Consider the following 25,596-nt stretch of genomic DNA (forward strand, 5'->3'; position numbering starts at 1 on the left):
CTGCCCTGTCCTGCCAAAGACCAAGGGCAACCCCGAACCCTTGCCGATGAGGGAACCCCCTTCGACTGAGGAAGGCGGCGACATGACCGACCCCAACGCCATCCAGCCGAGCGCGCTCGACCAGCTCCCCGACCGCGACCCGGAGGAGACCGCCGAATGGCAGGCCTCCCTCGACGCCGTCGCCAGGGAGGCCGGGCCGCACCGCGCCGCGTACCTGATGCGCCGCACGCTGGAGCGCGCCGAGGCGGGCGGCATCGCGCTGCCGAAGCTCCTCGAGACCGACTACGTCAACACCATCCCCACCGCCGCCGAGCCGGGTGTTCCCGGTGACGAGGCGATGGAGGCCAAGATCACCGCCTGGAACCGCTGGAACGCGGCCGCCATGGTGACCCGCGGCTCGAAGTACGGCGTCGGCGGCCACATCGCCACCTTCGCCTCCGCGGCCTGGCTGTACGAGACCGGCTTCAACCACTTCTTCAAGGGCAAGGAGTCCCAGGAGGCCCCCGGCTCCGGCGACCAGCTCTACATCCAGGGCCACGCCTCCCCCGGCATCTACGCCCGCGCCTTCCTCGACGGCCGCCTGAACGAGGCGCACCTCGACAACTTCCGCCAGGAGTCCGGCGGCAACGGCCTGCCCTCCTACCCGCACCCGCGCCGTCTGCCCTGGCTGTGGGAGTTCCCGACGGTGTCGATGGGCCTCGGCCCGCTCTCCGCGATCTACCAGGCGCGCTTCAACCGCTACCTCACCAACCGCGGCATCAAGGACATCTCCGCCTCGCACGTGTGGGCGTTCCTCGGCGACGGCGAGATGGACGAGCCGGAGTCGACGGCGGCCCTCGCGCTCGCCGCCCGTGAGGAGCTGGACAACCTCACCTTCGTCATCAACTGCAACCTGCAGCGCCTCGACGGCCCGGTCCGCGCCAACTTCAAGATCGTGCAGGAGCTGGAGGCCCAGTTCCGCGGCGCCGGCTGGAACGTGATCAAGACGCTGTGGGGCTCGGCCTGGGACGAGCTGTTCCGGCTCGACACCACCGGCGCGCTCGTACGCCGCCTGCGCGAGGTACCGGACGCGCAGATCCAGACGTACCAGACGCGTGACGCCGCCTACATCCGCGCCGACTTCTTCGGCAAGGACCCGGCGCTCGCCGAGATGGCGAAGCTGCTGAGCGACGACAAGATCCTCGAGGTCTTCCACCTCTCGCGCGGCGGTCACGAGGCCCGCAAGGTCTACGCCGCGTACAAGGCCGCCGTCGAGCACAAGGGCGCGCCGACCGTGATCCTGGCCCAGACGGTCAAGGGGCACACCCTCGGCGAGGGCTTCGCGTCGAAGAACGCCAACCACCAGATGAAGAAGCTCTCGGTGGACGAGTTCAAGGCGATGCGGGACCTGCTCGACCTGCCGATCAAGGACAGCGACTTCGCCGACGGAGTGGTTCCCTACGGCCACCCGGGCGCCGACTCCCCCGAGGTCCGCTACCTCCAGGAGCGCCGCGCGGCCCTCGGCGGCCCGGCCCCGGCCCGCCGTGTCCACCCGCTCGCGCCGCTGCCCGCGCCCGCCGAGAAGGCCTTCACCTCCTTCGACAAGGGCTCCGGCTCCCAGAACGTGGCCACCACCATGGCCTTCGTCCGCCTCATCAAGGACCTGGTCCGCGACAAGGAGACGGGCAAGCGCTGGGTGCCGATCGTCCCCGACGAGGCGCGCACCTTCGGCATGGAGTCGCTCTTCCCGTCGCTCGGCATCTACTCGCCCAAGGGCCAGACGTACGAGCCGGTCGACCGCGACCAGCTGATGTACTACAAGGAGGCCAAGAACGGCCAGATCCTCAACGAGGGGATCACCGAGGCCGGTTCGATGGCCGACTTCATCGCCGCGTCCACCGCGTACGCGACGCACGGCGAGGCGATGATCCCGTTCTACATCTTCTACTCGATGTTCGGCTGGCAGCGCACGGCCGACCAGATGTGGCAGCTCGGCGACCAGCTCGGCCGCGGCTTCCTCGTCGGCGCGACGGCGGGCCGCACCACCCTGACCGGCGAGGGCCTCCAGCACGCCGACGGCCACTCCCCGGTCATCGCCGCCACCAACCCGGCCGCGCTGACCTATGACCCGGCGTTCGCGTACGAGGTCGCGATCATCGTCCGCGAGGGTCTGCGCCGGATGTACGGCGAGGCCAAGCAGGGCGAGGACCAGAACGTCTTCTACTACCTGACGGTCTACAACGAGCCGCTGCCGCAGCCGGCCAAGCCGGCCGGGTTCGGCATCGACGAGGGCATCGTCAAGGGTCTGTACCGCTTCAACACGGCGGAGTCCGCGGGCGTGACCGCCCCGGCCAACGCCCCGCGCATCCAGCTGCTCGGCTCCGGTACGGCGATCCACTGGACCCTGGAGGCACAGAAGCTGCTCGCCGAGGAGTGGGGCGTGGCCGCCGACGTGTGGTCCGCGACCTCCTGGTCGGAGCTGCGCCGCGACGCGATGGAGGCCGACGCGGCCCTGCTGCGCGGCGAGGAGCGCGTGCCGTACGTCCGCCAGGCCCTGCAGGGCGCCGAGGGCCCGGTCCTCGCGGTCTCCGACTACATGCGCCAGGTCCCGGACCAGATCGCGCAGTGGGTCGAGCAGGACTGGTCCTCGCTGGGCGCCGACGGCTTCGGCCTCTCCGACACCCGCGAGGCGGCTCGCCGCCACTTCGGCGTCGACGCCCGGTCGATCGTCGTCGCGGCCCTGGCCCAGCTCGCCAAGCGCGGCGAGGTCAAGGCGACGGCGGTGAAGGAAGCCCGGGAGAAGTACGGGCTGTAGTCACCGAGGTCCGGTGAAGGGGTACGGCTGCCGCCGTACCCCTTCTTCGTGTTCTTCGTGTTCCATGAAGGGCATGCGTGCGGCCCGGCTCATCAAGATGGTGCTCCTGCTCCAGTCCCGTACCTCCATGACAGCCGCCGAGCTGGCCCGGGAGCTGGAGGTGTCGGAGCGGACGGTCACCAGGGATGCCCAGGCGCTGTCGGAGGCGGGCGTGCCGGTGTACGCCGACCGGGGGCGGGCCGGGGGGTACCGGCTGATCGGCGGGTACCGCACGCGGCTGACCGGGCTGGCGCGAAGTGAGGCGGAGGCCCTGTTCCTGAGCGGGGTGCCGGGAGCGCTCAGGGAGATGGGACTGGAGGACGTCGCCTCCGCCGCCCGGCTGAAGGTCTCCGCCGCGCTGCTGCCCTCCCTGCGGGACGCCCCCGACAGCGCCGCCCAGCGGTTCCATCTGGACGCGCCCGCCTGGTTCCGGGAGCCGGAGACACCCGCGCTGCTGCCGGTGATCGCCGAGGCGGTCTGGGACGACCGTCGGATCGGTGCCGTCTACCGGCGCGGGGACACGGCCGTCGAGCGGGATCTCGAGCCGTACGGGCTCGTGCTGAAGGCGGGCGTCTGGTACCTGTGCGCGCGGGTGGCCGACGGCAGTGGCTTCCGGACGTACCGGATCGACCGGTTCGACGCCGTCGACGCCCGCGACGAGCGCTTCGACCGTGATCCGGGCTTCGACCTGCCCGGCCACTGGGCCGAGCAGGCCGAGCGGTTCGCCCGGTCGATCCTGCACGCCGAGGCCGTCGTACGGCTGTCCCCTGACGGTGTGCGCCGGTTGCCGTACGCCGTCGACCCGCTCGGCGCGCGCGAGGCGCTCGCGAGCGCGGGCGAGCCGGATGCCGAGGGGTGGGTGACGGTGACCGTGCCGGTGGAGTCGGAGGAGGTCGCGCACACCCAGCTGACGGCGCTGGGTCCGGAGGCCGAGGTGCTGGCGCCGCCGAGCCTGCGGGCGCGGTTCGCGGCGGACGCGGCCGGGCTCGCCGCGCTGTACGGGCGTACGAACGTATGACAACGGTCCGCCGCTGATAACGATCCGCCACACTCCGCGTGCGCCCCACCCCCCGAGGCCCGATGCTGGTGGCGTGATGGACGAGACGGAGTTCTGGGAGCTGATCGACGCCACCCGCGAGGCAGCCGAGGGTGACCCCGAGGAGCAGGCCGACCTGCTCGTGGACCGGCTGCTCCAGCTGGACCCCGAGATGATCCTGGACTTCGCCCGTCACTTCGAGGCCCGTTACAACCGCGCCTACCACTGGGACCTGTGGGGCGCCGCCTGGGTGCTGCTGGGCGGGGCCAGCGACGACGCCTTCGACTACTTCCGGTGCTGGCTGATCGGCCAGGGCCGGGAGGCCTTCGAGAGCGCCCTGCACGACCCCGATTCCCTGGCGGAGCTGCTCGAGGACTTCGACGAGGAGATCGACGGCGACGGCGAGGAGCTGGGCTACGCGGCGGACGAGGCGTACGAGCAGCTCACCGGAGCCGTCGCCCCGGACCTGGGGATCGCGCCGGCGCCCGCCGAACCCGAGGGCACCGCGATCGACTTCGAGAACGAGGCGGTCCTCGCCGAGCTGTATCCCAAACTTTCGGCGCGTTTCAAGGGCTGATTCCGCCGCCGGAATCGACCGAAAACGATCCGCGGCGCGCGCCGACGTGCCTCCCGTCGGTCTGAGCTGCGGATTCACCCGTACCCGCGGGCCCTCTCGCCCCATTGGACACACCATCAGAAACCGTGCGCCAGGGGCGTGTTCCACGTTTTCCGTGCGCCGGGGGTAGGCTGAGCGCAATCCGTCAGGGCGGCCAGGTGGCAAGTGTCCGGGAGCAGGTTGCCACCTGGCAGACTGTGACCCAGCAGCCTGCCAGGTGGCGGCTCGAAGTCATCCTCGACAAAGAATCGGGACCGCGAGGAGATGACATCGAAAGACCCGGCTCTGGAACGGCGCAAGGTGCGTCTGGCCCTGCGCAACTACCGCAATGACGCGGACATCAGCCAGCCCCAGGTGGCCGAGCGGCTGGCGTGGTCGCCGTCGAAGGTCATCCGCATCGAGGGCGGCTCCGTCGGGGTGTCCGTGACCGATCTGCGCGCCCTCCTCGACCTGTACGGCGTCACGGACGAGACGATCCGCCGCGACCTGGAACAGGCCACCCGGGACAGCCGGCGGCCGCCGTGGTGGAGCGGCTACCGGGACGTGGTGAGCGCGCAGTTCGCCGTGTTCCTCGGCCTGGAGAGCGCGGCGAGCGAACTGTCCGCCTACGACCCCACATTCGTCCCCGGCCTGCTGCAGACCGAGGACTACACCCGCGCACTGCTGGAGGACACCCAGCGGCCGGCCGAGAGGACCGACGCGATCGTCCGGCTGCGGGCCGAGCGGCAGCGGCGCCTGCTCCAGGAGGCTGCCGAGCCGCGGCTGCGCTTCCTGGTCGACGAGGCGGCGCTGCGCCGCTGGGTCGGCGGACCGGCCACGATGCGCGAGCAGCTGGAGCGGCTGAAGTCCGCCGCCCGCGTCCCGCACGTGGAGCTGAGTGTCGTGCCCTTCACCCTGGGCGCGCACCCGGTGCTGCGCAGCGGCTCGATCGCGCTGACGTTCCGCAACGACGACGACGTCCTCTTCGTGGAGGGCCCGAGCGGTGCACTGACGACCCGCGACGACCAGGACGCCGTCGTCGCGTACCTGGCGAGGTTCGAGGAGTCCCGCGCGAAAGCCGTGTCCGGCGACGAGGCGATCGGCTTCATCGACGAGGTGCTGGACCAGTACCCGTCCTAGCAGTTCCACCGCACTGGAGACAGTCGGGCAGAGATCGGAGAGGGCCCGTGGCGGGTGTCTTCACCTGGATACGGCAGTGGCGGGCGGGCAACGGCGCCGGCCCGGGCGCAGCTGCGCCGGAAACCGCGGGCGAGCCGTCGGAGCCGGGCGGTGCGGAGATACCGGGCGGGCCGGTATCCGCGCTGGAGCCGATCCGGCCGACCGCGGTCGTCCCGGCGGGCGGGGACGTCCGCCCGCCTCGGGACGTCCTCCCGGAGCGGCCTCCCACGGACAACGACGTGAAGATCTTCCTCATGTACGCGGTCCTCGGCTCGGACCAGGGGCAGAAGCGGTTCATCAAGGTCCTGGCCGGTGCCGCCGTCATCCTGGTCGCACTGTGCGTGGCCGTGCCGCTCGCCGCCTTCGGCGCCCACGCCCTGATCCAGGAGATCGCCCCGGGGTCGGCACCGTCCCTGGGCACCATGATGTGGAGTGCGAGCGGCTTCGCCGGCGTGGCCGCGCTCGTCTGGGGCCGCCGGCGAATACGCGCACAGCCCGAGAACCGCTCGCAGACCCCCCCTACTCCGGAGCCCGAAGCCGCCCCACCAGCTGAGGAAAGCGCCGAGCCGCAGCCGTAGTCCCCCGGTCGAGCAGCACGCCCGCGACGGCCGCGGTCACCGTGCCCACGACGGCCCACACCCAGGGACGGAACGCCGGCGTCACCGCCAGCGACAGCAGAACGCCCACCAGCGTGGCCGTACCCCCCGAGAGGGCGAGGCCGACGACGATCAGGACGGCGAACACCAGGAGCGATCTGCCCCGCGGCCGTTCCACGCTCCCGACGGGAAGCGACGTCTTCGCGGATTCCCCCATCTCGCCCCCAGGCAGCTGAATCGGACCATGGTGGTGATGCGGATGTCGTCTCACTGCTGGGCCCAATCGAACCACAGCCACCCCCCGTACCTGCTCTCGCCCCGTTCCCATGGCCGGAAGTCACCCCTCATGCCGGCCCTTCCAGGGTTCTACCGCATAACGCGCGCAGGAATTCCTTCCAGGCCGGAGCCTCGAAGGCGATCACATGCCCGTCCGGACGATGCGACGCACGCACCTGAACTCCCCCGTCCGTCAGGGCGACTTCCACGCACTCGTACGGATCGCAAGCACTGCTTTTGCGCCAGCCGAGTGCGAGCAGGTCACCGTCGCCCACCCCTGACTCCCTCTCACCCCACGGTCGACGACCGCACGATCCGAGGCTGCTCCACGCCTGGAAACCCCCGTATTTCCCGCTTTCGCCGGTGCGCACGCACCGTACCGCACGTGCGCGGAGCCCCGCAGGATGACGGCGGGAGTGGCCAGTGCGCGGCACAACCCGACCGCCGGTCACTCACTCCTGCCTCACTTTTGCCCTGAAAAGGTTAGGCTCTCCGAAGCCGTGCGCCAAGTTGCAAACAAGCCCGATTGCCTTGTCACACAAGGGACTTGGCGCTCTCCTGTTCGGACGCGTGCAGCGGAGGCGCAGCGTTGGCCCGGTCGAGCGCCGAGGCCGTGGCGGCGGCCGGTCCGACCACGACCGCCGCGACGACGCAGACGACGGTCCAGGGGCGGCGCACCCCCCGGGTCCACAGGGCGGCCACCGGCCCGGACCGCCGCGACCGCTCGTCCTGCTGCCGCGTACGACCGCTCATCGTTTCCCCACCTCCGGTCGGCGCATCTCCCGCTGAGTGCGTGCCTCGACGGTAGGGCGGCGACCTCAGGGGGTGCGGTGAGCCGCCTGTGGTGTTCCTGTGGGCTCGGGTCCGGCCGGTGTCCGGCCCTGCAGCCGGGCCGCCGTCCGTCTGATCTCCGGGAGCCGGGCGGTCAGGGCGGCGCCCGGGCAGCTGGTCCTGAAGCCGTCGTTGTGCCCGGTCACGGCGGGCAGGGTGGCGGTGCTGCCCGCCTTGTAGCGGCTCAGGCCGTTGCTGGAGACCAGGCGGGCGCGGGAGCGCGGGTCGACGTCGGCGAAGCCGAGTTTCCAGGCGGCGAGCGCGGCGAGCGCGTCGGTCATGGCCTGCGGCACGGGGACGCCGGCGGTGAAGGTGCCGAGGGCGGCGATGCCGGTGCTGCGGTGGTTGAAGCCCTGGGTGTGGGCGCCGGTGACGGCCCGGTCGACGCCTCCGGCGCGGCCCTCGTAGATGGTGCCGCAGCGGTCGACGAGGAAGTTGTAGCCGATGTCGTCCCAGCTGCGGGGTCCGGTCTGGCCCGCGTACAGGTCGCGGATGATGCGGGGCGCGTCGGCGCAGGCATAGCGGTTGGGCGAGTCGGTGTGGTGGACGAAGACGGCCACCACCTTGTCGTCGTAGCGCGGCGGCGGCTGGGTGTGCCGGGCGGTGGTGCGGTCCAGCCAGGCGGAGCGGGGCACGATGCGCGGCCGCATGGCGCGGTGGGCCGCCGAGGGCCGCCCCGCGGCGGGCCGGCCGAGCCGGACCGCGGCGGAGCGCTCGACACCGCGGGCGCACAGGGCCAGCGTGAAGGCGGCGGTCAGGCCGGGCAGACACCCCAGCAGCACCAGTACGGCGCCGGGAACACGCCAGGCCCGCCGTTTCCGCGCCCACCGGGCTCTTCGGAATCCACGCATGAGCCCACTGTCGGACCGCTCCGCCCGGCTCGCGATGTGTGCTGTGCCACCCGGTGGAACCATCGTCCTGGTGGAGGACGTTTCTGGGGATATACGTGCACGTGGCCGGTTCGCCGTCCGGTGGCCGCCCACGCATGTGCGTGACTGATCATCGGGCCCGTCCCGCCCGTATTAGGGGGTCCTAGAGAAAGGCGGCTCCGTGGACCTGCTCGACCTGGTGCTCGCACTGGTGATCCTCGTCTACGCGGTGTCCGGTTACCGGCGCGGGCTGGTGGCCGGGTGCGTGTCCCTGGCCGGGTTCGTGGGCGGTGCGGTCGTCGGTGTGTGGGTGCTGCCGTGGGTGACCGGTCTGGCGGCCCGCGGCTCGGCGGCGGCGACCGTGCTGGCGGTGCTGACGGTGCTGGTCCCGGGCGTGGTGGGGCACGAGCTGGCGGGCCGGCTGGCGCTGCGGCTGCGGCGGGAGCTGGACCGGGAGGGCCGGGGTCCGCTGCGGGTGGCGGACGGGATAGGGGGCGCGGCGGCCAACTCGGTGGCCGTGCTGATCGTGGCCTGGGTCGCGGCCAGTGTGCTGGGCGCGTCCTCGTCGCAGAGCCTCACGACGGCGATACGGAACTCGACACTGCTGGGCGCGGTACAGCAGACGATGCCGGAGACGACCCCCGTGTGGTTCTCGCGGGCGACGTCCGCGCTGACCGAGGCGGGTTTCCCGCAGGTCTTCAACCCGTTCGAGAACGAGTCGACGGCCCAGGTGCCGAAGCCCACGGGCGACAGTGTCACGCCTGCCGCGAGCGGCGCGGCCCAGCGGAGCACGGTGAAGATCGAGGGTGCGTCCGGCACCGAGGGCCGCGAGGGCAGCGGCTTCGTGTACGCGCCGCGGCACGTGATGACGAACGCGCACGTCGTGGCGGGCATCGACCGCCCGAGCGTGCGGGTGGGCGGGGCCGGACAGTCGTTCGAGGCCCGGGTGGTGCTGTTCGACCCCGACCGGGACGTGGCGGTGCTGTACGTGCCGGAGCTGCGTGCCCCGGTGCTGCGCTTCGACAAGGGCGCCGCACGCGGCGACTCGGCGGTGGTCGCGGGCTACCCGCAGGACGGCAACCTGAACCTGCAGGCGGCGACGGTGGCGAACCGGGTACGGGCGACCGGCCAGAACATCTACAACGACCGTACGGTCACCCGGGAGATCTACTCGATCCGCTCGACGGTCCGGCCGGGCAACTCCGGCGGCCCGCTGCTGACCACCGACGGCCGGGTGTTCGGCATGGTCTTCGCCCGCTCCACCTCGGACGCCGAGACGGGGTACGTGCTGACCGCGGACGAGGTGGAGAGCGATGCCGGGCGCGCGGCCACGGCGACTGCGCGGGTGGACACGGGGCAGCTGGTCACGTCGTAGGGCCCGCGGTCCGGGGATTCAGAGGGGGCGACCCATGAGCACGTCGTCGACGTACTTCCCCTCGATCAGGAACTCCTCGGGCAGCACTCCCTCGACCACGAAGCCCTCGGCTTCGTAGAGCCTGCGGGCCGGGGTGTTGTGCCCGAGCACGCGCAGGGTGATGCGGCGCGCGCCGCGCCTGCGCGCCTCCTCGACCGCGGCCCGGATCAGCGCGCGCCCGACGCCCCTGCCGCGGGCGGCGTCGGAGACGGCCAGGCCCTGGATCTGGCGGACGTGCGCGTGCGCGGGCAGCGCACTCGGACGGACGAGCCGGAGGTAGCCGACGATGCGCCCGTCGAGGGCGGCGACGAGGTAGTCCTGCGGCATGTGGCGCTCGTCGAAGAAGGGCGGGTACGGCGGCTGTGGCGCGGGCAGGACGGCATGCAGCGGGGACCAGGCTCCCCGGTCGAGGAGGGCCAGCTCCTGCTCGTCGGCGGGCAGCGCTGTGCGTATGGACGGCTCCGGCATGACGGTCACCTTAAGGCCGACGGGGAAGGATGGGGCGCATGGAACGTTCGCGAATCGCGGTGGCCGGTGCGTCCGGTCTCATCGGCAGCGCCCTGGTGCGGTCCCTGACCGCGGACGGGCACGAGGTGGTGCGTCTGGTCCGCCGTGCGCCCCGGGACGGGAACGAGGTCCGCTGGGACCCCGAGCGGCAGCAGGTGAACGCGGCCGGACTGGCCGGCTGTGACGCGGTGGTCAACCTCGCGGGGGCGGGGATCGGCGACCGGCGCTGGACGCCGGAGTACAAGCGGCTGGTCCGGGACAGCCGGGTGCTCGGCACGGCGGCGCTGGCCGAGGCGGTGGCCTCGCTGGACACCCCGCCGCGGGTCTTCGTGAACGGCAGCGCGATGGGCTTCTACGGCGACACGGGCGACCGGGCCGTGGACGAGGACGCACCGCCCGGGGACGGGTTTCTGCCGTCGTTGTGCGTGGAGTGGGAGGAGGCCGCGGCCCCCGTGCAGGAGGCGGGCGTGCGCACGGTGTTCGTGCGCACGGGGCTGGTGGTCGCGCGCGGCGGAGGGGCCTGGGGCCGGCTGTTCCCGCTGTTCAGGGCGGGGCTCGGGGGGCGCATGGGCGACGGACGGCAGTACTGGTCGTACATCGCGCTGCACGACGAGGTCGCGGCGATCCGGTATCTCATCGACCACGACACGCTGTCCGGGCCGTTCAACCTGACCGCGCCCCGGCCGCTGACGAACCGTGAGGTGACGGAGGCGATGGGGCGGGTACTGCACCGGCCGACGCCGTTCACGGTGCCGGCGCCCGTGCTGCGGGCGGTGCTGGGCGAGATGGCCGGGGAGGTGCTGGGCAGCGCGCGGGTGGTGCCGAAGCGGCTCCTGGAGTCGGGGTTCACCTTTGCGTTCCCGGGCATCGAGGACGCGATCCGCGCGGCCTGACTGGACATCAGGAAGCTCCTGAAATCTCCTGCGACCTCTTGTGACCGTATGCGACCGGCGTGCGCCCGTGCTCTGTTGATGCGCGACTGTTCTTGACCGATCAAGGCCCTAACCTCGACCCGAACTCGGGTATCCCTGAAGCCTGTTGGGGGCATGACGTCTCCACCGGCCGCGCAACCACAGGAGGGGCCTCGTGCTTGAGCCCGCGTACCAGGTGGACGTCGTCATCGTGGGAGCCGGGATCGCCGGACTCTCGGCGGCCCATCGGCTCACCAGCGCAGGAGTAACGACCGCAGTCCTGGAGGCCGCCCCCTACGTGGGCGGCCGCATGTCGACCGAGAAGGTCGACGGCTTCCGGCTCGACCGCATCGGGCAGATGCTGTCCACGTCCTACCCCGAACTCCGTCTCACCCCGGGGCTCGGCTCACTCGCCCTGCGCCGGTTCGCGCCGGGCGTCCTGCTGCACCGCGACGGGCACACGCACCGCGCCGGCGCTCCGGCGACCGGAGGGAGCGCAAGGGGCGCACTCCATGTGGTGCGCGCCCTGGCAAGCGCCCCCAGGGGCTCGTCGGCCGCGCCGGGCCGGGCCGGTGCCCCGGTGGGCGGCGCGGTCGACCAGGCCCGCCTCGGCACCGCCCTGGGCCGGATCGCCGCCACCCCCCTCGAACGCCTGCTGTCCCGGCCCGAACTGCCCGCCGCACAGGCCCTCGCGGCCCGCGGGGTGCCCGCCCGGACCATCGACGGCTTTCTCCGCCCGCTGCTCGCCGCACTGCTGTGCGACCCGGAGCTGACCACGTCCAGCCGGTGCGCCGACCTGGCGCTGCACTCCTTCGCGAGCGGCCGGCTGTGCGTGCCGGAGGGCGGCGCGGACGTGCTGCCCGAGCTGCTGGCCCGCGCGCTGCCGCCCGGCACCGTGCACACCGGAGTGCGGGTCACCTCGGTGTCCACGACGTCGGTGACCACGGCCGACCACGGTGAGATCCGCTGCCGTGCCGTGCTGCTGGCGACCGACGCCCGGGCCGCGGCCGAGCTGCTGCCGGGCCTGCGGGTGCCGGACTTCCACCCGGTGACGGTCGTGCACCACACCACGGACGACCAGGCCGCCGCCTTCGCGACGGGCACGTCGCTGCTGCTGGACGCCGACCGCGGCGGGCCGGTCGCGCACACGGCGGTGCTCAGCAACGTCGACCCGAGCCGCGCGCCGGCCGGCCGGGTGCTGATCTCGTCGACGGTGCTGGGCACCCCGCCCGACGGGATCGACACCGCGGTCCGCATCCACCTCTCGCGGCTCTACGGCACCTCGACGCGCCGCTGGGAGACGCTCGCCGTGCACCACACCCCGGAGGCGGTACCGGCGATGCGCCCCCCGCACGACCTGCGCCGCCCGGTGCGCCTGCTGGCGGGCCTGTACGTCTGCGGCGACCACCGCGACACCAGCACCGTCCAGGGCGCCCTGCACTCGTCCCACCGCGCGGCTGCGGCGATCCTGGCGGACCTGGGCGCGGCCGGTTCGATGCACAAGGCGGCCCCGGCCGCGATGCTGCCACGAGCCGCCTGAGCCGCCGGGGTACGGCGGTACCCGGCGGTGCCGGACCGCCGTACCCGGCTCAGTTCAACGCGGCCACCTTCTCCCGGTATCCGCGCACCGGCGCCGCGTCCTTGTACGGCTCCAGGCGCCGTTCGAAGTCCCTGACGTACTCGATCGCGCGGACCGAGCGCATCTCCGCCGCCTGGCCGGCCGCCTCGGCGGCCAGCGTGCAGGCCTGGTCGAGTTCGCCGAGGCCCAGCCGGGCGGTCGCGAGGACGACCCGGCAGAACAGCCGGCTGCGGGCGTACGAAGGGGCGCGCAGCTGCAGGGAGCGCTCGGCATGCTGGGCGGCGGCCCGGAACTGCTGCAGATCGCGGTGGCAGTGCCCGAACTCGTCGGCGAGCTGTGCCTCGTCGAAGAACCGGGCCCAGTACGGCACCTCGTCCCCGGGCCGGGCCGCCTCCAGGGCACGCTCGGCCCGCACCAGCGCCCCGGTGCACGCCCGCACCTCGCCCAGGACCCCGTGCGCGCGGGCCTCGGAGGCGTGCAGCAGGGCCTGCACAACCGGCGGCGCGCCGGTGCCCACTCCCTGCTGCGCCACCCGCGCCAGCTGCACCGCCTCCCTGCCGTGCCCGAGGTACACGGCCTGGCGGCTCATGGTGACCAGCACATAGGAGCCGTAGGCCCGGTCGCCGGCCGCCTGGGCGAGGCGCAGCGCCTGCACGAAGTAGCGCTGGGCGAGTCCGTGCGCGGCGATGTCGTACGACGTCCAGCCCGCGAGCCGGGTGAGGTCGGCGGCCGCGGCGAACAGGCGGCGGCCGGTCTGCTCGTCGTAGGTGCCGCGCAGCATCGGCTCGCACTCGTGCTCCAGGTAGCGCACGAGGGCCTGCCGCGCGTGACCGCCGCCGTAGGCGTCGTCGAGGGTGCGGAACAGCTCGCCGACCGAGCGCAGCGCGGCGATGTCGCCGCCGGTGACCTTGTGCCCCGGGGCGCGGGCGGCGTGCCCGCGGGGCCGGGGCGGAGCCTGCAGGGCCTCCGCACGGTCCCTGGCGGCACCGGGGCGGATCTGGGCCGGCACCCGGGGCACCGGCTCACGGGCCACCTTGTCGTCGGCCTTGCCGATCAGCCAGTCCCGGCTGGGCACGACGAGCCCCGCCGGGGTGAAGGCGATCTTGCGCAGTTCGGCGTGGCTGCCGGAGTCCTTGCGCCACAGGCCGCTGACGATGTCGACGGCCTCCTCGGGGGTGGCAGCGAACTCGAGCCCGGCGTACACCGGCGCACAGGCGTCCAGACCGAGGTCCTGGGCCGTGAGCCGGCGTCCGAGCCGGCGGGTGAACACCTCGGCGATCAGGGCGGGCGTCGTACCGCGGGGCTGCTGCCCGCGCAGCCAGCGGGTGACCGAGGTCTTGTCGTATCTGAGGTCCAGCCCGTGCTCCAGGCCGAGCTGGTCGACGCGACGAGCCAGACCCGCGTTGGAGAACCCCGCCTCTGCGATGAGCGCGGCGAGCTGGCGGTTGGGGGTGCGCTGCGCGGGTCGGTCCGTCATCTGCGGTGCGGTCTCCTGCCTTCCATGCCTCTGAGGTGCCGGGATTGCCTGTGAGCAGCCCTTTTGGCCTCACGAACGGCGCGAATGTAGCGGAGAGTGAGCAGTCAATCACACACTTCCCCGTACATTCATCCGATCGTGTGAGGATTGCCCGCAGGGCTGACGCGCGCCGGTCGGACGTACAGTGGCGTGGGCGCGTTACAGGCCTGACACACCGGTTCGCTGAGGGAGGCGCTTGCCGTGAGTGAGTTGCGGTTCGTCCGTATGGGGTTCGGCGCGGATGCCGTCGATTACCAGGAGGCGTGGGACGAGCAGCGCCGGGTGCACGCGGCCCGGTTCGCCGACGAGATCGCCGACACCGTGCTGCTTCTGGAACACCCCCCGGTGTATACGGCCGGCCGCCGCACCGCGGACAGCGAGCGCCCGCTCGACGGCACCCCGGTCATCGACGTGGACCGCGGCGGCAAGATCACCTGGCACGGCCCAGGCCAGCTGGTCGGCTACCCGATCCAGAAGCTGCCCCGGCCGGTGGACGTGGTCGCCCATGTGCGCCGTCTCGAAGAGGCACTCATCCGCACCTGCGCCGAGTACGGCCTGGAGACCACCCGGGTCGAGGGCCGCAGCGGCGTATGGGTGCTCGGCGACCCGGTCGAGCAGCGGCCGCCGCTCGGCGGGCTCTCCCTCGACTTCGACCCGCGGCTCGCCGACGAGGAGTTCGACCCCCGTCTCAACGGCCCGGAGTACGCGCCCTCCAACGCCGGCCAGCGCCGCGAGGACCGCAAGATCGCCGCGATCGGCATCCGTGTCGCCAAGGGCGTCACGATGCACGGCTTCTCCTTCAACGTGAACCCGGACAACCGGTGGTTCGACCGGATCATCCCGTGCGGCATCCGGGACGCGGGGGTGGCCTCCCTGGCCGGCGAGCTGGGCCGGGGGATCACGATCGAGGAGGTCCTGCCGGTCGTCGAGCGGCACCTGCAGGACGTGCTGGAGAACGCGGAGCCGAAGCCGCGGGTGATCGAGAAGACACCGGCCGCATGACGGCACCGGACGGCACGGGAACAGCGCCGTCCGGGGTTCGAGGACGAGGCCGCTCGGACCGGAGCGGGGGTCCGGGGGCGGCAGCCCCCAGTGGTCCAGCACCGACGCCGGACCACCGAATCAACGGGCGTACCCTGAAGAACGCCGAAGAATCAATCGCTAGGGAGCCGGTCGTGTCCGCAGTCGCACCCGACGGACGCAAGATGCTGCGCCTGGAGGTCCGCAACAGCCAGACCCCCATCGAGCGCAAGCCCGAGTGGATCAAGACCCGGGCGAAAATGGGTCCCGAGTACACGAAGATGCAGAACCTCGTGAAGAGCGAGGGCCTGCACACGGTCTGCCAGGAAGCCGGCTGCCCGAACATCTACGAGTGCTGGGAGGACCGCGAGGCGACCTTCCTCATCGGCGGCGACCAGTGCACCCGGCGCTGCGACTTCTGCCAGATCGACACCGGCAAGCCCGAGGCCCTGGACCGTGACGAGCCGCGCCGCGTCGGCGAGTCCGTGGTCACGATGGACCTGAACTACGCCACCATCACCGGCGTCGCCCGCGACGACCTGGAGGACGGCGGCGCCTGGCTGTACGCCGAGACCGTGCGCCAGATCCACCAGCAGACCGCGGAGCGCGAGGGCGGCCGGACGAAGGTGGAGCTGCTGGCTCCGGACTTCAACGCGGTCCCCGAGCAGCTCGCGGAGGTCTTCTCCGCCCGCCCCGAGGTCTTCGCGCACAACGTCGAGACCGTGCCCCGGATCTTCAAGCGGATCCGCCCCGGGTTCCGCTACGAGCGCTCGCTGAAGGTCATCACCGAGGCCCGCGACTACGGCCTGGTCACCAAGTCCAACCTGATCCTCGGCATGGGTGAGACCCGCGAGGAGGTCAGCGAGGCGCTCAAGCAGCTGCACGACGCGGGCTGCGAGCTGGTCACCATCACCCAGTACCTGCGCCCCTCCGTGCGTCACCACCCGGTGGAGCGCTGGGTGAAGCCGCAGGAGTTCGTGGAGCTGCAGGAGGAGGCCGAGCAGATCGGCTTCTCCGGCGTGATGTCCGGCCCCCTCGTGCGGTCCTCCTACCGCGCCGGGCGCCTGTACCGGATGGCGATCGAACAGCGCGAGTCGGCAGCTCCGCAGCCGGGCGGTTCGCACATCGCCGCCCAGGCGGTGTGAGCAGACTGTGTGAATTCGCGCACAAGTAACTACCGGCCAGTAATGGCCGAGTCGACGCGGTCCTGACCGTCCTCGCTGATGAGGGCGACCGTCAGGGCCGCGTCAGCGTTCGGGGGCTCTGTATCAAGGCTTCATTGGTGTTTGACCGGCCGGTCACGCCCTGGTAACACCAATCAGTGACTCTGGTATCACGCCACGTACACCCGGACCGAGGGGGGACCTCGACCATGCAGGCCGCGCCCGTACGCGCCACCGCCATCCCGACCTTCACCGACGCGCTCCGCGCCGTCGAGTCCCTGCTGATGAGCAGCGGCCAGCGCACCGCCCGCCGTAACGCCTGGACCTCCGTGCTGGAGGACCGCCGCCGCGCCAAGGACCGGGTCGAGGCACAGCGCGTGCTCGACCAGGCCGCCACCCGCTCCTGAACCCCTCCCCTCCCCGGCCGGGCACTGCCGTCGTGGGCACTCCCGGGGACACGTAGACTTCGTGGCATGGCGAGGAAGGAATCCGCGGCGGACGCCGCGAACGCAGGGCGACTGAAGCAGATCGCTCTCACTTACAAGATGACCCGCAAGGCCGACAAGAAGATCGGTCTTGTACTCGCGGCCGTCGGCATCGGCACCTTCGGTGTCTTCCTCGCGATCGGCTTCTTGATCGGCCACCAGTACTATCTGGGCGTCCTGGGCCTGCTGCTCGGCCTGCTGGCGGCGGCGATCGTGTTCGGCCGCCGGGCGGAGCGGGCAGCCTTCGGGCAGATGGAGGGCCAGCCGGGCGCAGCGGCGGCCGTCCTGGACAACATCGGCCGGGGCTGGACGACGACTCCGGCGGTGGCGATGAACCGCAGCCAGGACGTGGTGCACCGCGCGGTCGGCAAGGCCGGCATCGTCCTGGTCGCCGAGGGCAACCCGAACCGTGTGAAGAGCCTGCTGGCCGCCGAGAAGAAGAAGATGAACCGCATCGTGGCGGATGTGCCGGTGCACGATGTGATCGTGGGCACGGGCGAGGGCCAGGTCGAGCTGAAGAAGCTGCGCACGACCATGCTGAAGCTCCCGCGCGTGCTGACCGGCCCCCAGGTGACCACCACCAACGACCGGCTGCGCGCCATGGGCGACCTGATGAGCAACATGCCGCTGCCGAAGGGTCCGATGCCGAAGGGCATGCGGATGCCCAGGGGCGGCCCGAACCGCTAGTCCTCCTCGTACGAGAAAGGGGGCGCCCGGGATCAATCCCGGGCGCCCCCTTCGTCGTACGCGGACTTCGTCGTACGCGGACTTCGTCGTACGCGGGCTAGATGCGGACCTCGACGGTCTGCGCGAGCCGGTCGTGCAGACCGCGGCCGTCCCGGTCCCAGATCAGGGCGGGGATCGCGAGACACAGCAGAACCGTGCGCAGCAGGGACCGCAGCGGGTTGACCGTGCCGGTCCGCAGGTCCACGACCCGGACGCCGAAGAGGCGCTTGCCCGGGGTGTAGCCGAGCGTGCCGACCGTGAGGGCGCTCATCACGAAGAAGACGAGCAGGGCCCAGTTGCTGGTGGCCGGGCTGTGGCCCTTGGTTATCAGGCCGTATGCGATCAACACGCACAGACCCCAGTCCACGGCCAGGGCACCGAGGCGCCTGCCGGGTCGTGCGATCGAGTTCGGCCCCTCCTCCGGGAGACCGAGCTGCTCGCCCCGGTATCCGAAGTCGGCACCGGCATCTTCCATGGCCGCGCGCGGCCCCGAAAGCCACGATCCGATTGCTTGCCTGTTGTCCACCCGACCACGGTACTGCGACCGGATTCGGACACAGCGCGGAGGGGTGTGTCGGGGCTACGGTGGAACCGTGGCCGGTTAACTTCTGCGAAACAAATGGGTCACGCCCGAGAAATCACCCGTCCCTAGGGTCGAGGACAGCGTGTGCCACCGCACTGGCCGCACGAACGATCTACCACCCCGGCGGGACGGTCGGGAGTAGGAGGAGCTGGATGTTCCAGAACGCTGACGAGGCCAAGAAGTTCATGGCGGACGAGGACGTCAAGTTCATCGACGTCCGCTTCTGCGACCTGCCGGGCGTCATGCAGCACTTCACGGTGCCCGTCGAGGCGTTCGACCCGGACGAGGAGCTGGCCTTCGACGGGTCGTCGATCCGTGGTTTCCAGGCCATCCACGAGTCCGACATGGCCCTGCGCGCCGACCTCTCGACGGCTCGTGTGGACCCGTTCCGCCGTGACAAGACCCTCAACATCAACTTCTTCATCCACGACCCGATCACGGGCGAGCAGTACTCCCGTGACCCGCGCAACGTGGCGAAGAAGGCCGAGGCCTACCTCGCCTCGACCGGTATCGCGGACACCGCGTACTTCGGTCCCGAAGCCGAGTTCTACGTCTTCGACTCCGTGCGCTTCGCGACCAGCGCGAACGAGTCCTTCTACCACATCGACTCCGAGGCGGGTGCCTGGAACACCGGCGCCCTGGAGGACAACCGTGGTTACAAGGTCCGCTACAAGGGCGGCTACTTCCCGGTCCCGCCGGTCGACCACTTCGCCGACCTGCGCGCCGAGATCTCCCTGGAGCTGGAGAAGAACGGCCTGAAGGTCGAGCGCCAGCACCACGAGGTGGGCACCGCCGGCCAGGCCGAGATCAACTACAAGTTCAACACGCTGCTCGCCGCCGCCGACGACCTGCAGCTGTTCAAGTACATCGTGAAGAACGTCGCCTGGCGCAACGGCAAGACGGCGACCTTCATGCCGAAGCCGATCTTCGGTGACAACGGCTCGGGCATGCACGTGCACCAGTCGCTGTGGACCAACGGCGACCCGCTGTTCTACGACGAGGCCGGTTACGCGGGCCTGTCGGACACCGCCCGCTACTACATCGGCGGCATCCTCAGGCACGCCCCGTCGCTGCTGGCCTTCACCAACCCGACGGTGAACTCCTACCACCGTCTGGTCCCGGGCTTCGAGGCGCCGATCAACCTGGTGTACTCGCAGCGCAACCGCTCCGCGGCCATGCGTATCCCGATCACCGGCTCCAACCCGAAGGCCAAGCGCGTCGAGTTCCGCGCCCCGGACTCCTCCGGCAACCCGTACCTGGCCTTCTCCGCCCTGCTCCTCGCGGGCCTGGACGGCATCAAGAACAAGATCGAGCCGGCCGAGCCGATCGACAAGGACCTCTACGAGCTGGCTCCCGAGGAGCACGCGAACGTGGCCCAGGTCCCGACCTCCCTGCCGGCCGTCCTCGACTCGCTCGAGGCCGACCACGAGTTCCTCCTCCAGGGCGACGTCTTCACGCCGGACCTGATCGAGACGTGGATCGACTTCAAGCGCACCAACGAGATCGCGCCGCTGCAACTGCGTCCGCACCCGCACGAGTTCGAGCTGTACTTCGACGTGTGACATAGCCCCAGGTCAGGGCGGGTAACCGCGTCCCTGGGCAGCGTTTGGGCCGTCGGCCGGCTCTCCACCTTCAGGAGAGCCGGCCGACGGCTTTCTCATGGCTGCGGACGGCTCCGGGTTTCCGGCCGGCTCGAAGACGCGAGATCCTGGTGGTACGCCGGCCGCGGACCCCCGAACACATGCGGGCGGGTGCGCATCCCACCCGGTGAAGCCCATCTCACGCTCATACGGCCCTCAGCGCGACGGGTACCGTCGCGCCTTCCGGAAGGAGGCCGGGCGATGGATCTCCCGTCGTTCTGTGACCGCAGAAACACGACAGCACCGCCGCGGCTCCCCGGCCGCGCCACGACCGCCCGCAGACTGAGTGCCGCCGCCGTGGCGGCGGTGTTCCTGGCGGGCTGTGGCACGGGCACCCCCAAGGCCGACCCGCACACCGGTGGCCCCGGCGTGTCACTCGCCCCGCCGGCCGCACCCTCCCGCTCCCCGTCGTCCTCCCCCTCGCCCTTCGCTCCGGACCGCACCGCCACCACCGCCACCGCCACCGCGTGCACCAACAGCACGAAGCTGGCCGGGTGGTCGAACCGCCGACTGGCCATGCTGACCATCGCCGTCCCGGTGTCGGAGACCTCCGTGTCCGACGCCACTTCCGAGGTGAGCGCCGGTGCGGGTGGTGTGCTGCTGTTCGGCAGCAAGGCGCCGTCCGACCTCGGCTCCCGGCTGACCGCCCTGAAGTCGCATGTCCCCGGCCACCTGGGCCTGTTGGTGATGACCGACGAGGAGGGCGGCGGCATCCAGCGCATGGCGAACCTCGTCGGATCCCTGCCCTGGCCCGCGTACATGGGCACGCACTGGACCCCGGCCCAGATCCAGCAGAACGTCACGAAGGTCGCCACCAGGATGGCGGCCGCCCAGGTGAACATGGATCTCGCGCCGGTGGTCGACGTCGACGGCAGGAACGTGGCACCCGGCAAGACCAACCCGGACGGATGGCGGTCCTTCAGCGGCAACACCTCGGTGGTCTCCAAGGCCGGTGTCGCGTACATGAACGGGCTGCGCGCCGGAGGCGTGATACCCGTCGTCAAGCACTTCCCGGGCCTCGGCGGCTCCACCTACAACTCCGACTTCGGCCCCGCCCGCACCCTGCCCTGGTCCACCCTGCAGAAGGTGGGCATCCCGCCGTTCACCGCGGCCATCAAGGCCGGTGCCCCGGCCATCATGGTCTCGAACAACATCGTGCCGGGCCTCGGCACCAATCCGGCGAGCCTGTCCCCCACGGCCATCAGCTCCGAGCTGCGCGGCAAGCTGGGCTTCAAAGGGCTGGTGCTCACCGACTCGCTCAGTGCCAAGGCGATCTCCGCCGCAGGCTTCAGCGTCCCGGCGGCCGCCGTCCAGGCCCTGCGCTCCGGCGCCGACATGGTCATGTTCGACCTGAAGGGCGACGTCGGCTCCCAGACGTCCTCGATCGCCGCGGCGATCACGAATGCGGTGGCCGGCGGACACCTCTCCCGAAGCCGTCTGATCGACGCCGCGGGGCACGTCCTGGCCGTCCGGCATGTGAATCTCTGCTCCTGAGCGCGAGAACACCGAGGGCCGCCACCCGGGAACGCTCCCGGGTGGCGGCCCTCGGCTGTGTTGCCTCCCGCCGCGGTCAGCCCACGACGACCACTACGACGGGGACGTTGCCGTAGTTGAAGCCGTTGTTGAAGCCGCCGTAGAAGCCGTTGTTGAAGCCGAAGCCGTTGTTGAAGCCGAAGCCGTTGTTGAAGCAGTTGCCCCAGCCGTTGTAGCAACGGTTGGTCGGGACCTGGGTCGGGGTGGCTGCCGATGCGGTGCCTGCCGTGCCGATCGCGGCTCCGCCGGCCATCAGAACGCCGATGGCGGACAGTGCGGCCAGGCGCCTAGCGCGGTGTGCATTCATGGATCCACCTTCCTTCCACCCCTCGTGCGGCTTTCCGGGCACGAGACGGATGGCCGCGAACTCGGAGTGAAAAGTCCGGCGCGGTCGTAGGGGGGCCGCAGGAGAATGAGAAGCAGGGCAGACGACGTAGGGCACCCTGCGGTGCGGCTCTCATCTGTAGATCCTAGCCGCCCGGCGACCACCCAGCATCCCGGCGAGATCGGCCGCGCAGCCGCCGATACGCGTGCAACCTTCCGCACTTCCCATGCTTCCTACTCTCGGGGGATCATCCCTCCTGGTTCTGTCCGACGAGAGAGGTTGAACGGGGATGACCGAACAGAACGACTGGGAGCACGAGTTCGATCACAGGTGGGCGAATTCTGCTGAGCACAAGGAGCCCTCGGCTCGGGCCCGGATGCTCGCCGCCCGCTGGAAGGAGAACCCGCCGGACCCGGCGCCGTTCCGCGCCGACCCGGAGCACACGGCGCCGCGACGGTCGTCGTGGGTGTCGACGGTCGTGGTGCTCGGCTGTGTGGCCGCGGTGATAGTGCTGCTCGGGTACGCGCAGATGCGCTCCCCTTACTAGGGGAAGGCCGGTGCAGGAGGAGATCAGGCGGGGGGCGGCGGCCGCGCGGGAGCTCGTGGCGGGCGCCGCGCTGCGGGACGTGCTGGACACCGGTGACCCCGCCGCCTGGCTGGCGCTGGACGAGGGCGTGCGGGCGGACGAGTGGTCCTTCCCGCCGTACGTCGTACCCGCCTGGGAGGAGACGGGCGCCGGGCGCTCGCTGACCGCCGTGCTGCGCGGCGACGGCCCGCTCACCGAGGCTCAGCTCGCGCTCGCTCTGTGTCACCGGGACGGCCGGATCCGGCACAAGGCGCTGGGGCGGGTCGCCGGGCACCCGGCGCTGCTGCCGCTGGTGGCCGTGCGGTGCGCGGACTGGGTGGAGCAGGTGCGCGAGCGGGCCCGGAAGCGGCTCGCCGAGGCCCTGGACGGGGAGACGGCGGCCGCTCTCGCCCCGCTGGTGCGGCGCCTGGCCGACCGCCACCGCGGGGACTTCGCCCTCGGCCTGCTGGGCGGGGTGCTGCGGCGGGCGTCGGCAGAACGGGCGACCCCGCTCCTCGCCTCCGCCGACCGCCCCGTGCGCCGGTTCGCGTACGGCCTCGCCGTCGAGGAGGGGTGGCTCTCCGCCGTCGAGCTGGCCCGCGCGGCCGCCGGGGACGACGACGCCGTCGTCCAGACCCTGTGCGCGGAGACCGCCCTGGCCGCCGTGCGGGACGAGGACGCGGACGAGGTGCTGCGGGCGCTGCTCGGCGCCCGCAGCCCCCGGGCCCGCTCCGCCGGGGTGACCGCTCTGCGGCGGCTGCGGCGGCCCGAGCGGGCCGTCGGGTTCCTGGCGGACCGCTCGGCGCTGGTGCGGGCCTGTGCGCGGTACGTCGTGCGGCAGTACGGGACCGATCCACTGCCCTGGTACCGGGACCGGTGCGCCGACCCCGGTGACCCTGCGCTGCCGCCGGGTGCGGCCATCGGGCTCGCGGAGTGCGGGACGCGTGCCGACGCCGGCCTGCTGTGGCCGCTGCTGGACCACCCGGCGCCCGCCGTACGGGCCAGGGCGGTGGCGGGGCTGCGCACCCTGGACGTGACGGACGTGCCGCGGATGCGGCGGCTGCTGGACGATCCGGCACCCGGGGTCGTGGGCGAGGCCACCCGCGCCCTGCTCCCGTCGGCCGGGCTGCTGCCCGCGGCGTGGCTGGCGGAGCGGCTGGCTGCGGGGCGGCCGCGGTGGGTGCGGGTGTCGGCGTTGCGGCTGCTGGACGCGCACGGCGGGGTCGTACGGCTGCGGGCGGCCGTGGCGCTGCTCGGTGACGGGGACGAGCGGCTGCGGACGCGGGCCGGGCTGACCGTGCGGCGGGAGCTGCGGTGGGGGGTGGCGAGCCGGGCGGACGCCGAGGTCACGGAGCTGCTCGCGCAGGCGAGGTCCCGCCTGGGCTGAGGCCCCCGGTGCACAGGAAGCCTTTGCTGCCCCTAGGTCTGCTCGCGACCTCCTCATGGCGATCCGCAGGTGCACACTGGACAGCGGGACGAGTGCCTGACTGCGGGGTGATGCAAGATGCAGAGCCGCTTCCGGAGCGATCGGCGGCTGACCGTGCGGATGACGGTCACGATGTTCCTGCTCGGGCTGCTGTACGTGGCCTTCGTCGCCGCGTTGATCGTGCTGCTCAAGTCCTGGCTGATGGTCGTCGTCCTGGTCGGGGCGATGTTCGTGGCACAGTTCTGGTTCTCCGACCGGATCGCGATGTTCGCCATGCACGGGCGGGTCGTGGAGCGGGAGGAGTATCCCGAGCTGCACGCGGTGGTCGACCGGCTGTGCGCGATCGCGGACATGCCCAAGCCGGTGGTCGCCGTGTCCGAGATGGACATGCCGAACGCGTTCGCGACCGGGCGCAATCCCGATCACGCCGTGGTCTGTGTGACCACGGGGCTGCTGCGGCGGCTGGAGCCCGCGGAGCTGGAGGGCGTGCTCGCCCACGAGCTGTCGCACGTGGCCCACAAGGACGTCGCCGTGATCACGATCGCGTCCTTCCTCGGGGTGATCGCCGGACTGATCGTCCGGTTCGCCTTCTACTCGCAGCTCCTCGGCGGGGGCCGCAGGGACCAGAACACGGCCGTCGTCTTCGCCGCCGTGCTGGGCGTCTCCGCGGCCGTGTACGCGATCAGCTTCCTGCTGATCCGGGCCCTGTCCCGGTACCGGGAACTGGCGGCCGACCGGGCGGCCGCGCATCTGACCGGCCGGCCCTCGGCGCTGGCGTCGGCGCTCACCAAGGTCTCCGGGGACATCGCCCGGATCCCGACCAAGGACCTGCGCACGGCCCAGGCCTTCAACGCCTTCTACTTCACCCCGGCGACCGGCAAGGAGCCCGGCATCGAGCGCTTCTTCTCCACCCACCCGACCCTGGAGCAGCGGCTGGACCAGCTGGGGCGGATCTCCGCGGAACTGGGCGAGGCGGCCGCTCCCGGGAAGGCGGGCTGAGCATGGGCCTGCTGGACATCCTGCTCGGCCGTACGAAGCCGGTGGCGCCCGATCTGGATCAGCTGTTCGCGCTGCCCTCGGCGGCGATCACGCTCCAGGCGGCAGCGGGGTTCGATCCGACCGGGGTGGGCGCGGTGTGCTTCGCCACGGTCGAGGGCGCTGCGTTCGAGCAGACCCACCGGGAGGTGACGGCCCTGCTCGACGCGGACGCGGACCGGTGGGAGTCCCGCCCCTCCGGCGGAGCCGAGAGCGGGGCGGGCTCCCCGGTGGAAATGACACAGGACGGCTACGGCTACTCCTGGCTGGTCTCCCGGCGCGCCCCCGACCAGCTGCCCCAGCTGGTGAACGACCTGCACGCCGTGAACAGCTCGATGGAGGTCAACGGGTTCGGTCCGCAGCTGCTGTGTTCGCTCGCCGCGTTCGAGGACGGGCGGGGCCGGCGCCTGGGCCTCGTCTACCTCTACAAGCGCGGCACCTTCTATCCGTTCGCGCCGCTGCCCGGTGCCGCCGAGCGCCGGGACAGCGCACTGGAGCTGCAGGTGAAGGCGACGCTGGCGGACGACCTCAGGATCGAGCAGGACCTGAGCCGCTGGTTCCCGGTGTGGGGTGCCCCCGGCCTCTGACCGGGGGCACCCCCTGCTCACCTGCTCTTCTGGCGCTCCTGCCGCCGGGTCTGGAGGGGACGCTCGCGGCGGTAGCGACGCTCCCACCTGGCCTGGCGGTCCCGGCGCTCGCGATAGGCCCGATAGGAGTCGGGCAGCACCCCCGAGCCGGCCGGCGGGGCGGCGCCGGGCGAGCCCCGGCCGTACTTCACATACAGATAGACCAGCGCGGCGGCGGCGAGCCACCAGGTGTGGTCGGCGAATCCGAGCATCACCAGGACGACCGTCCCGGAGACGACGATGCCGGTCATGACGGACCTCCGTGGGGTGAGTGCGGATGGGGGACGTGTCGGCTTCGCGACGTTTGTTCAGCGTAGGGAAGCCGTC

The 25,596-nt window shown here is 71.7% G+C and carries 27 protein-coding genes; 18 read left to right on the top strand and 9 right to left on the bottom strand.

Annotated elements, in window-relative coordinates; genetic code table 11:
- Positions 1–82 precede the first annotated feature (82 nt).
- The 5 genes from aceE (at position 83) to ACIRU3_RS34300 (ending at position 6,221) form a co-directional block, all read left to right on the top strand.
- Positions 83–2,794, top strand: a complete 2,712-nt coding sequence (gene aceE / locus ACIRU3_RS34280) for a pyruvate dehydrogenase (acetyl-transferring), homodimeric type (protein WP_404064829.1) — start codon at positions 83–85, stop codon at positions 2,792–2,794.
- 73 nt (positions 2,795–2,867) lie between these two features.
- A complete protein-coding gene (locus tag ACIRU3_RS34285) occupies positions 2,868–3,851 on the top strand; it encodes a helix-turn-helix transcriptional regulator (RefSeq protein ID WP_404064831.1) in 984 nt (327 codons plus the stop codon).
- 76 nt (positions 3,852–3,927) lie between these two features.
- Positions 3,928–4,446, top strand: a complete 519-nt coding sequence (locus tag ACIRU3_RS34290) for a DUF4240 domain-containing protein (RefSeq protein ID WP_404065014.1) — start codon at positions 3,928–3,930, stop codon at positions 4,444–4,446.
- A 303-nt stretch (positions 4,447–4,749) separates the two neighbouring features.
- Positions 4,750–5,604, top strand: a complete 855-nt coding sequence (locus ACIRU3_RS34295) for a helix-turn-helix domain-containing protein (RefSeq protein ID WP_404064834.1) — start codon at positions 4,750–4,752, stop codon at positions 5,602–5,604.
- A 47-nt stretch (positions 5,605–5,651) separates the two neighbouring features.
- Positions 5,652–6,221 carry a hypothetical protein gene (locus ACIRU3_RS34300; protein ID WP_404064837.1) on the top strand — a complete coding sequence of 190 codons (570 nt, stop codon included), beginning with the start codon at positions 5,652–5,654 and terminating at the stop codon, positions 6,219–6,221.
- On the opposite strand, the gene ACIRU3_RS34305 is transcribed toward ACIRU3_RS34300, so the two are convergent.
- The 4 genes from ACIRU3_RS34305 to ACIRU3_RS34320 form a co-directional block, all read right to left on the bottom strand.
- Positions 6,163–6,417: a hypothetical protein gene (locus ACIRU3_RS34305; protein WP_404064839.1), complete on the bottom strand. Its 255-nt coding sequence runs from the start codon at positions 6,415–6,417 to the stop codon at positions 6,163–6,165. The genes ACIRU3_RS34300 and ACIRU3_RS34305 overlap by 59 nt on opposite strands.
- A gap of 166 nt (positions 6,418–6,583) precedes the next feature.
- Complete coding sequence (locus tag ACIRU3_RS34310; protein ID WP_404064842.1) at positions 6,584–6,790, bottom strand: DUF397 domain-containing protein; 207 nt, start codon at positions 6,788–6,790, stop codon at positions 6,584–6,586.
- 259 nt (positions 6,791–7,049) lie between these two features.
- The gene (locus tag ACIRU3_RS34315) at positions 7,050–7,268 is read right to left on the bottom strand and encodes a hypothetical protein (RefSeq protein ID WP_404064845.1); all 219 of its coding nucleotides are present in this window, start codon (positions 7,266–7,268) and stop codon (positions 7,050–7,052) included.
- 65 nt (positions 7,269–7,333) lie between these two features.
- A complete protein-coding gene (locus ACIRU3_RS34320; RefSeq protein ID WP_404064848.1) occupies positions 7,334–8,197 on the bottom strand; it encodes a peptidoglycan recognition protein in 864 nt (287 codons plus the stop codon).
- Between the two features lie 199 nt (positions 8,198–8,396).
- Between ACIRU3_RS34320 and ACIRU3_RS34325 the strand changes: the two genes are divergently transcribed.
- Positions 8,397–9,590, top strand: a complete 1,194-nt coding sequence (locus tag ACIRU3_RS34325; protein ID WP_404064851.1) for a MarP family serine protease — start codon at positions 8,397–8,399, stop codon at positions 9,588–9,590.
- An 18-nt stretch (positions 9,591–9,608) separates the two neighbouring features.
- Here ACIRU3_RS34325 and ACIRU3_RS34330 read toward each other — a convergent pair whose 3' ends face one another.
- A complete protein-coding gene (locus ACIRU3_RS34330; RefSeq protein WP_404064853.1) occupies positions 9,609–10,097 on the bottom strand; it encodes a GNAT family N-acetyltransferase in 489 nt (162 codons plus the stop codon).
- Positions 10,098–10,135: 38 nt separating this feature from the next.
- Between ACIRU3_RS34330 and ACIRU3_RS34335 the strand changes: the two genes are divergently transcribed.
- On the top strand, positions 10,136–11,029 hold the full coding sequence (locus ACIRU3_RS34335; RefSeq protein WP_404064855.1) for a TIGR01777 family oxidoreductase: 894 nt from the start codon (positions 10,136–10,138) through the stop codon (positions 11,027–11,029).
- A gap of 193 nt (positions 11,030–11,222) precedes the next feature.
- A complete protein-coding gene (locus ACIRU3_RS34340; RefSeq protein ID WP_404064858.1) occupies positions 11,223–12,587 on the top strand; it encodes an NAD(P)/FAD-dependent oxidoreductase in 1,365 nt (454 codons plus the stop codon).
- Between the two features lie 49 nt (positions 12,588–12,636).
- Here ACIRU3_RS34340 and ACIRU3_RS34345 read toward each other — a convergent pair whose 3' ends face one another.
- Positions 12,637–14,103: a regulator gene (locus ACIRU3_RS34345; RefSeq protein ID WP_404064861.1), complete on the bottom strand. Its 1,467-nt coding sequence runs from the start codon at positions 14,101–14,103 to the stop codon at positions 12,637–12,639.
- 240 nt (positions 14,104–14,343) lie between these two features.
- Here ACIRU3_RS34345 and lipB point away from each other — a divergent pair, with 240 nt between their 5' ends.
- The 4 genes from lipB to ACIRU3_RS34365 all read left to right on the top strand — a co-directional run bounded on the left by lipB (position 14,344) and on the right by ACIRU3_RS34365 (position 17,497).
- Positions 14,344–15,144 (top strand): lipoyl(octanoyl) transferase LipB, encoded by an 801-nt coding sequence (lipB, locus tag ACIRU3_RS34350; protein WP_404064863.1) that lies wholly within the window; start codon positions 14,344–14,346, stop codon positions 15,142–15,144.
- 173 nt (positions 15,145–15,317) lie between these two features.
- Positions 15,318–16,307, top strand: a complete 990-nt coding sequence (gene lipA, locus ACIRU3_RS34355) for a lipoyl synthase (protein WP_404064866.1) — start codon at positions 15,318–15,320, stop codon at positions 16,305–16,307.
- Positions 16,308–16,534: 227 nt separating this feature from the next.
- Positions 16,535–16,732, top strand: a complete 198-nt coding sequence (locus ACIRU3_RS34360) for a hypothetical protein (protein WP_404064869.1) — start codon at positions 16,535–16,537, stop codon at positions 16,730–16,732.
- Between the two features lie 66 nt (positions 16,733–16,798).
- Entirely contained in the window at positions 16,799–17,497 is a 699-nt protein-coding gene (locus ACIRU3_RS34365; RefSeq protein ID WP_404064871.1) for a DUF4191 domain-containing protein, read from the top strand.
- A 97-nt stretch (positions 17,498–17,594) separates the two neighbouring features.
- On the opposite strand, the gene ACIRU3_RS34370 is transcribed toward ACIRU3_RS34365, so the two are convergent.
- On the bottom strand, positions 17,595–18,062 hold the full coding sequence (locus ACIRU3_RS34370) for an RDD family protein (protein ID WP_404064873.1): 468 nt from the start codon (positions 18,060–18,062) through the stop codon (positions 17,595–17,597).
- Between the two features lie 209 nt (positions 18,063–18,271).
- On the opposite strand from ACIRU3_RS34370, the gene glnA reads away from it, so the two are divergent.
- A complete protein-coding gene (gene glnA, locus ACIRU3_RS34375; protein ID WP_404064875.1) occupies positions 18,272–19,681 on the top strand; it encodes a type I glutamate--ammonia ligase in 1,410 nt (469 codons plus the stop codon).
- A 279-nt stretch (positions 19,682–19,960) separates the two neighbouring features.
- Entirely contained in the window at positions 19,961–21,253 is a 1,293-nt protein-coding gene (locus ACIRU3_RS34380) for a glycoside hydrolase family 3 N-terminal domain-containing protein (protein ID WP_404064877.1), read from the top strand.
- A gap of 76 nt (positions 21,254–21,329) precedes the next feature.
- Here ACIRU3_RS34380 and ACIRU3_RS34385 read toward each other — a convergent pair whose 3' ends face one another.
- Positions 21,330–21,599, bottom strand: a complete 270-nt coding sequence (locus ACIRU3_RS34385; RefSeq protein WP_404064880.1) for a hypothetical protein — start codon at positions 21,597–21,599, stop codon at positions 21,330–21,332.
- Between the two features lie 307 nt (positions 21,600–21,906).
- Between ACIRU3_RS34385 and ACIRU3_RS34390 the strand changes: the two genes are divergently transcribed.
- The 4 genes from ACIRU3_RS34390 (at position 21,907) to ACIRU3_RS34405 (ending at position 25,230) form a co-directional block, all read left to right on the top strand.
- On the top strand, positions 21,907–22,164 hold the full coding sequence (locus ACIRU3_RS34390; protein ID WP_404064883.1) for a hypothetical protein: 258 nt from the start codon (positions 21,907–21,909) through the stop codon (positions 22,162–22,164).
- 10 nt (positions 22,165–22,174) lie between these two features.
- Positions 22,175–23,569, top strand: coding sequence for a hypothetical protein (locus ACIRU3_RS34395; RefSeq protein WP_404064885.1), 1,395 nt, complete (start codon positions 22,175–22,177; stop codon positions 23,567–23,569).
- A 117-nt stretch (positions 23,570–23,686) separates the two neighbouring features.
- Complete coding sequence (htpX, locus tag ACIRU3_RS34400) at positions 23,687–24,607, top strand: zinc metalloprotease HtpX (RefSeq protein WP_404064888.1); 921 nt, start codon at positions 23,687–23,689, stop codon at positions 24,605–24,607.
- Positions 24,608–24,609: 2 nt separating this feature from the next.
- Positions 24,610–25,230 carry a hypothetical protein gene (locus ACIRU3_RS34405; protein WP_404064891.1) on the top strand — a complete coding sequence of 207 codons (621 nt, stop codon included), beginning with the start codon at positions 24,610–24,612 and terminating at the stop codon, positions 25,228–25,230.
- A gap of 17 nt (positions 25,231–25,247) precedes the next feature.
- On the opposite strand, the gene ACIRU3_RS34410 is transcribed toward ACIRU3_RS34405, so the two are convergent.
- A complete protein-coding gene (locus ACIRU3_RS34410) occupies positions 25,248–25,520 on the bottom strand; it encodes a hypothetical protein (RefSeq protein ID WP_404064894.1) in 273 nt (90 codons plus the stop codon).
- Positions 25,521–25,596 lie beyond the last annotated feature (76 nt).

Origin of the sequence: Streptomyces sp. NPDC101151, from assembly GCF_044768335.1 — a bacterium.
Classification (GTDB): Bacteria; Actinomycetota; Actinomycetes; order Streptomycetales; family Streptomycetaceae; genus Streptomyces.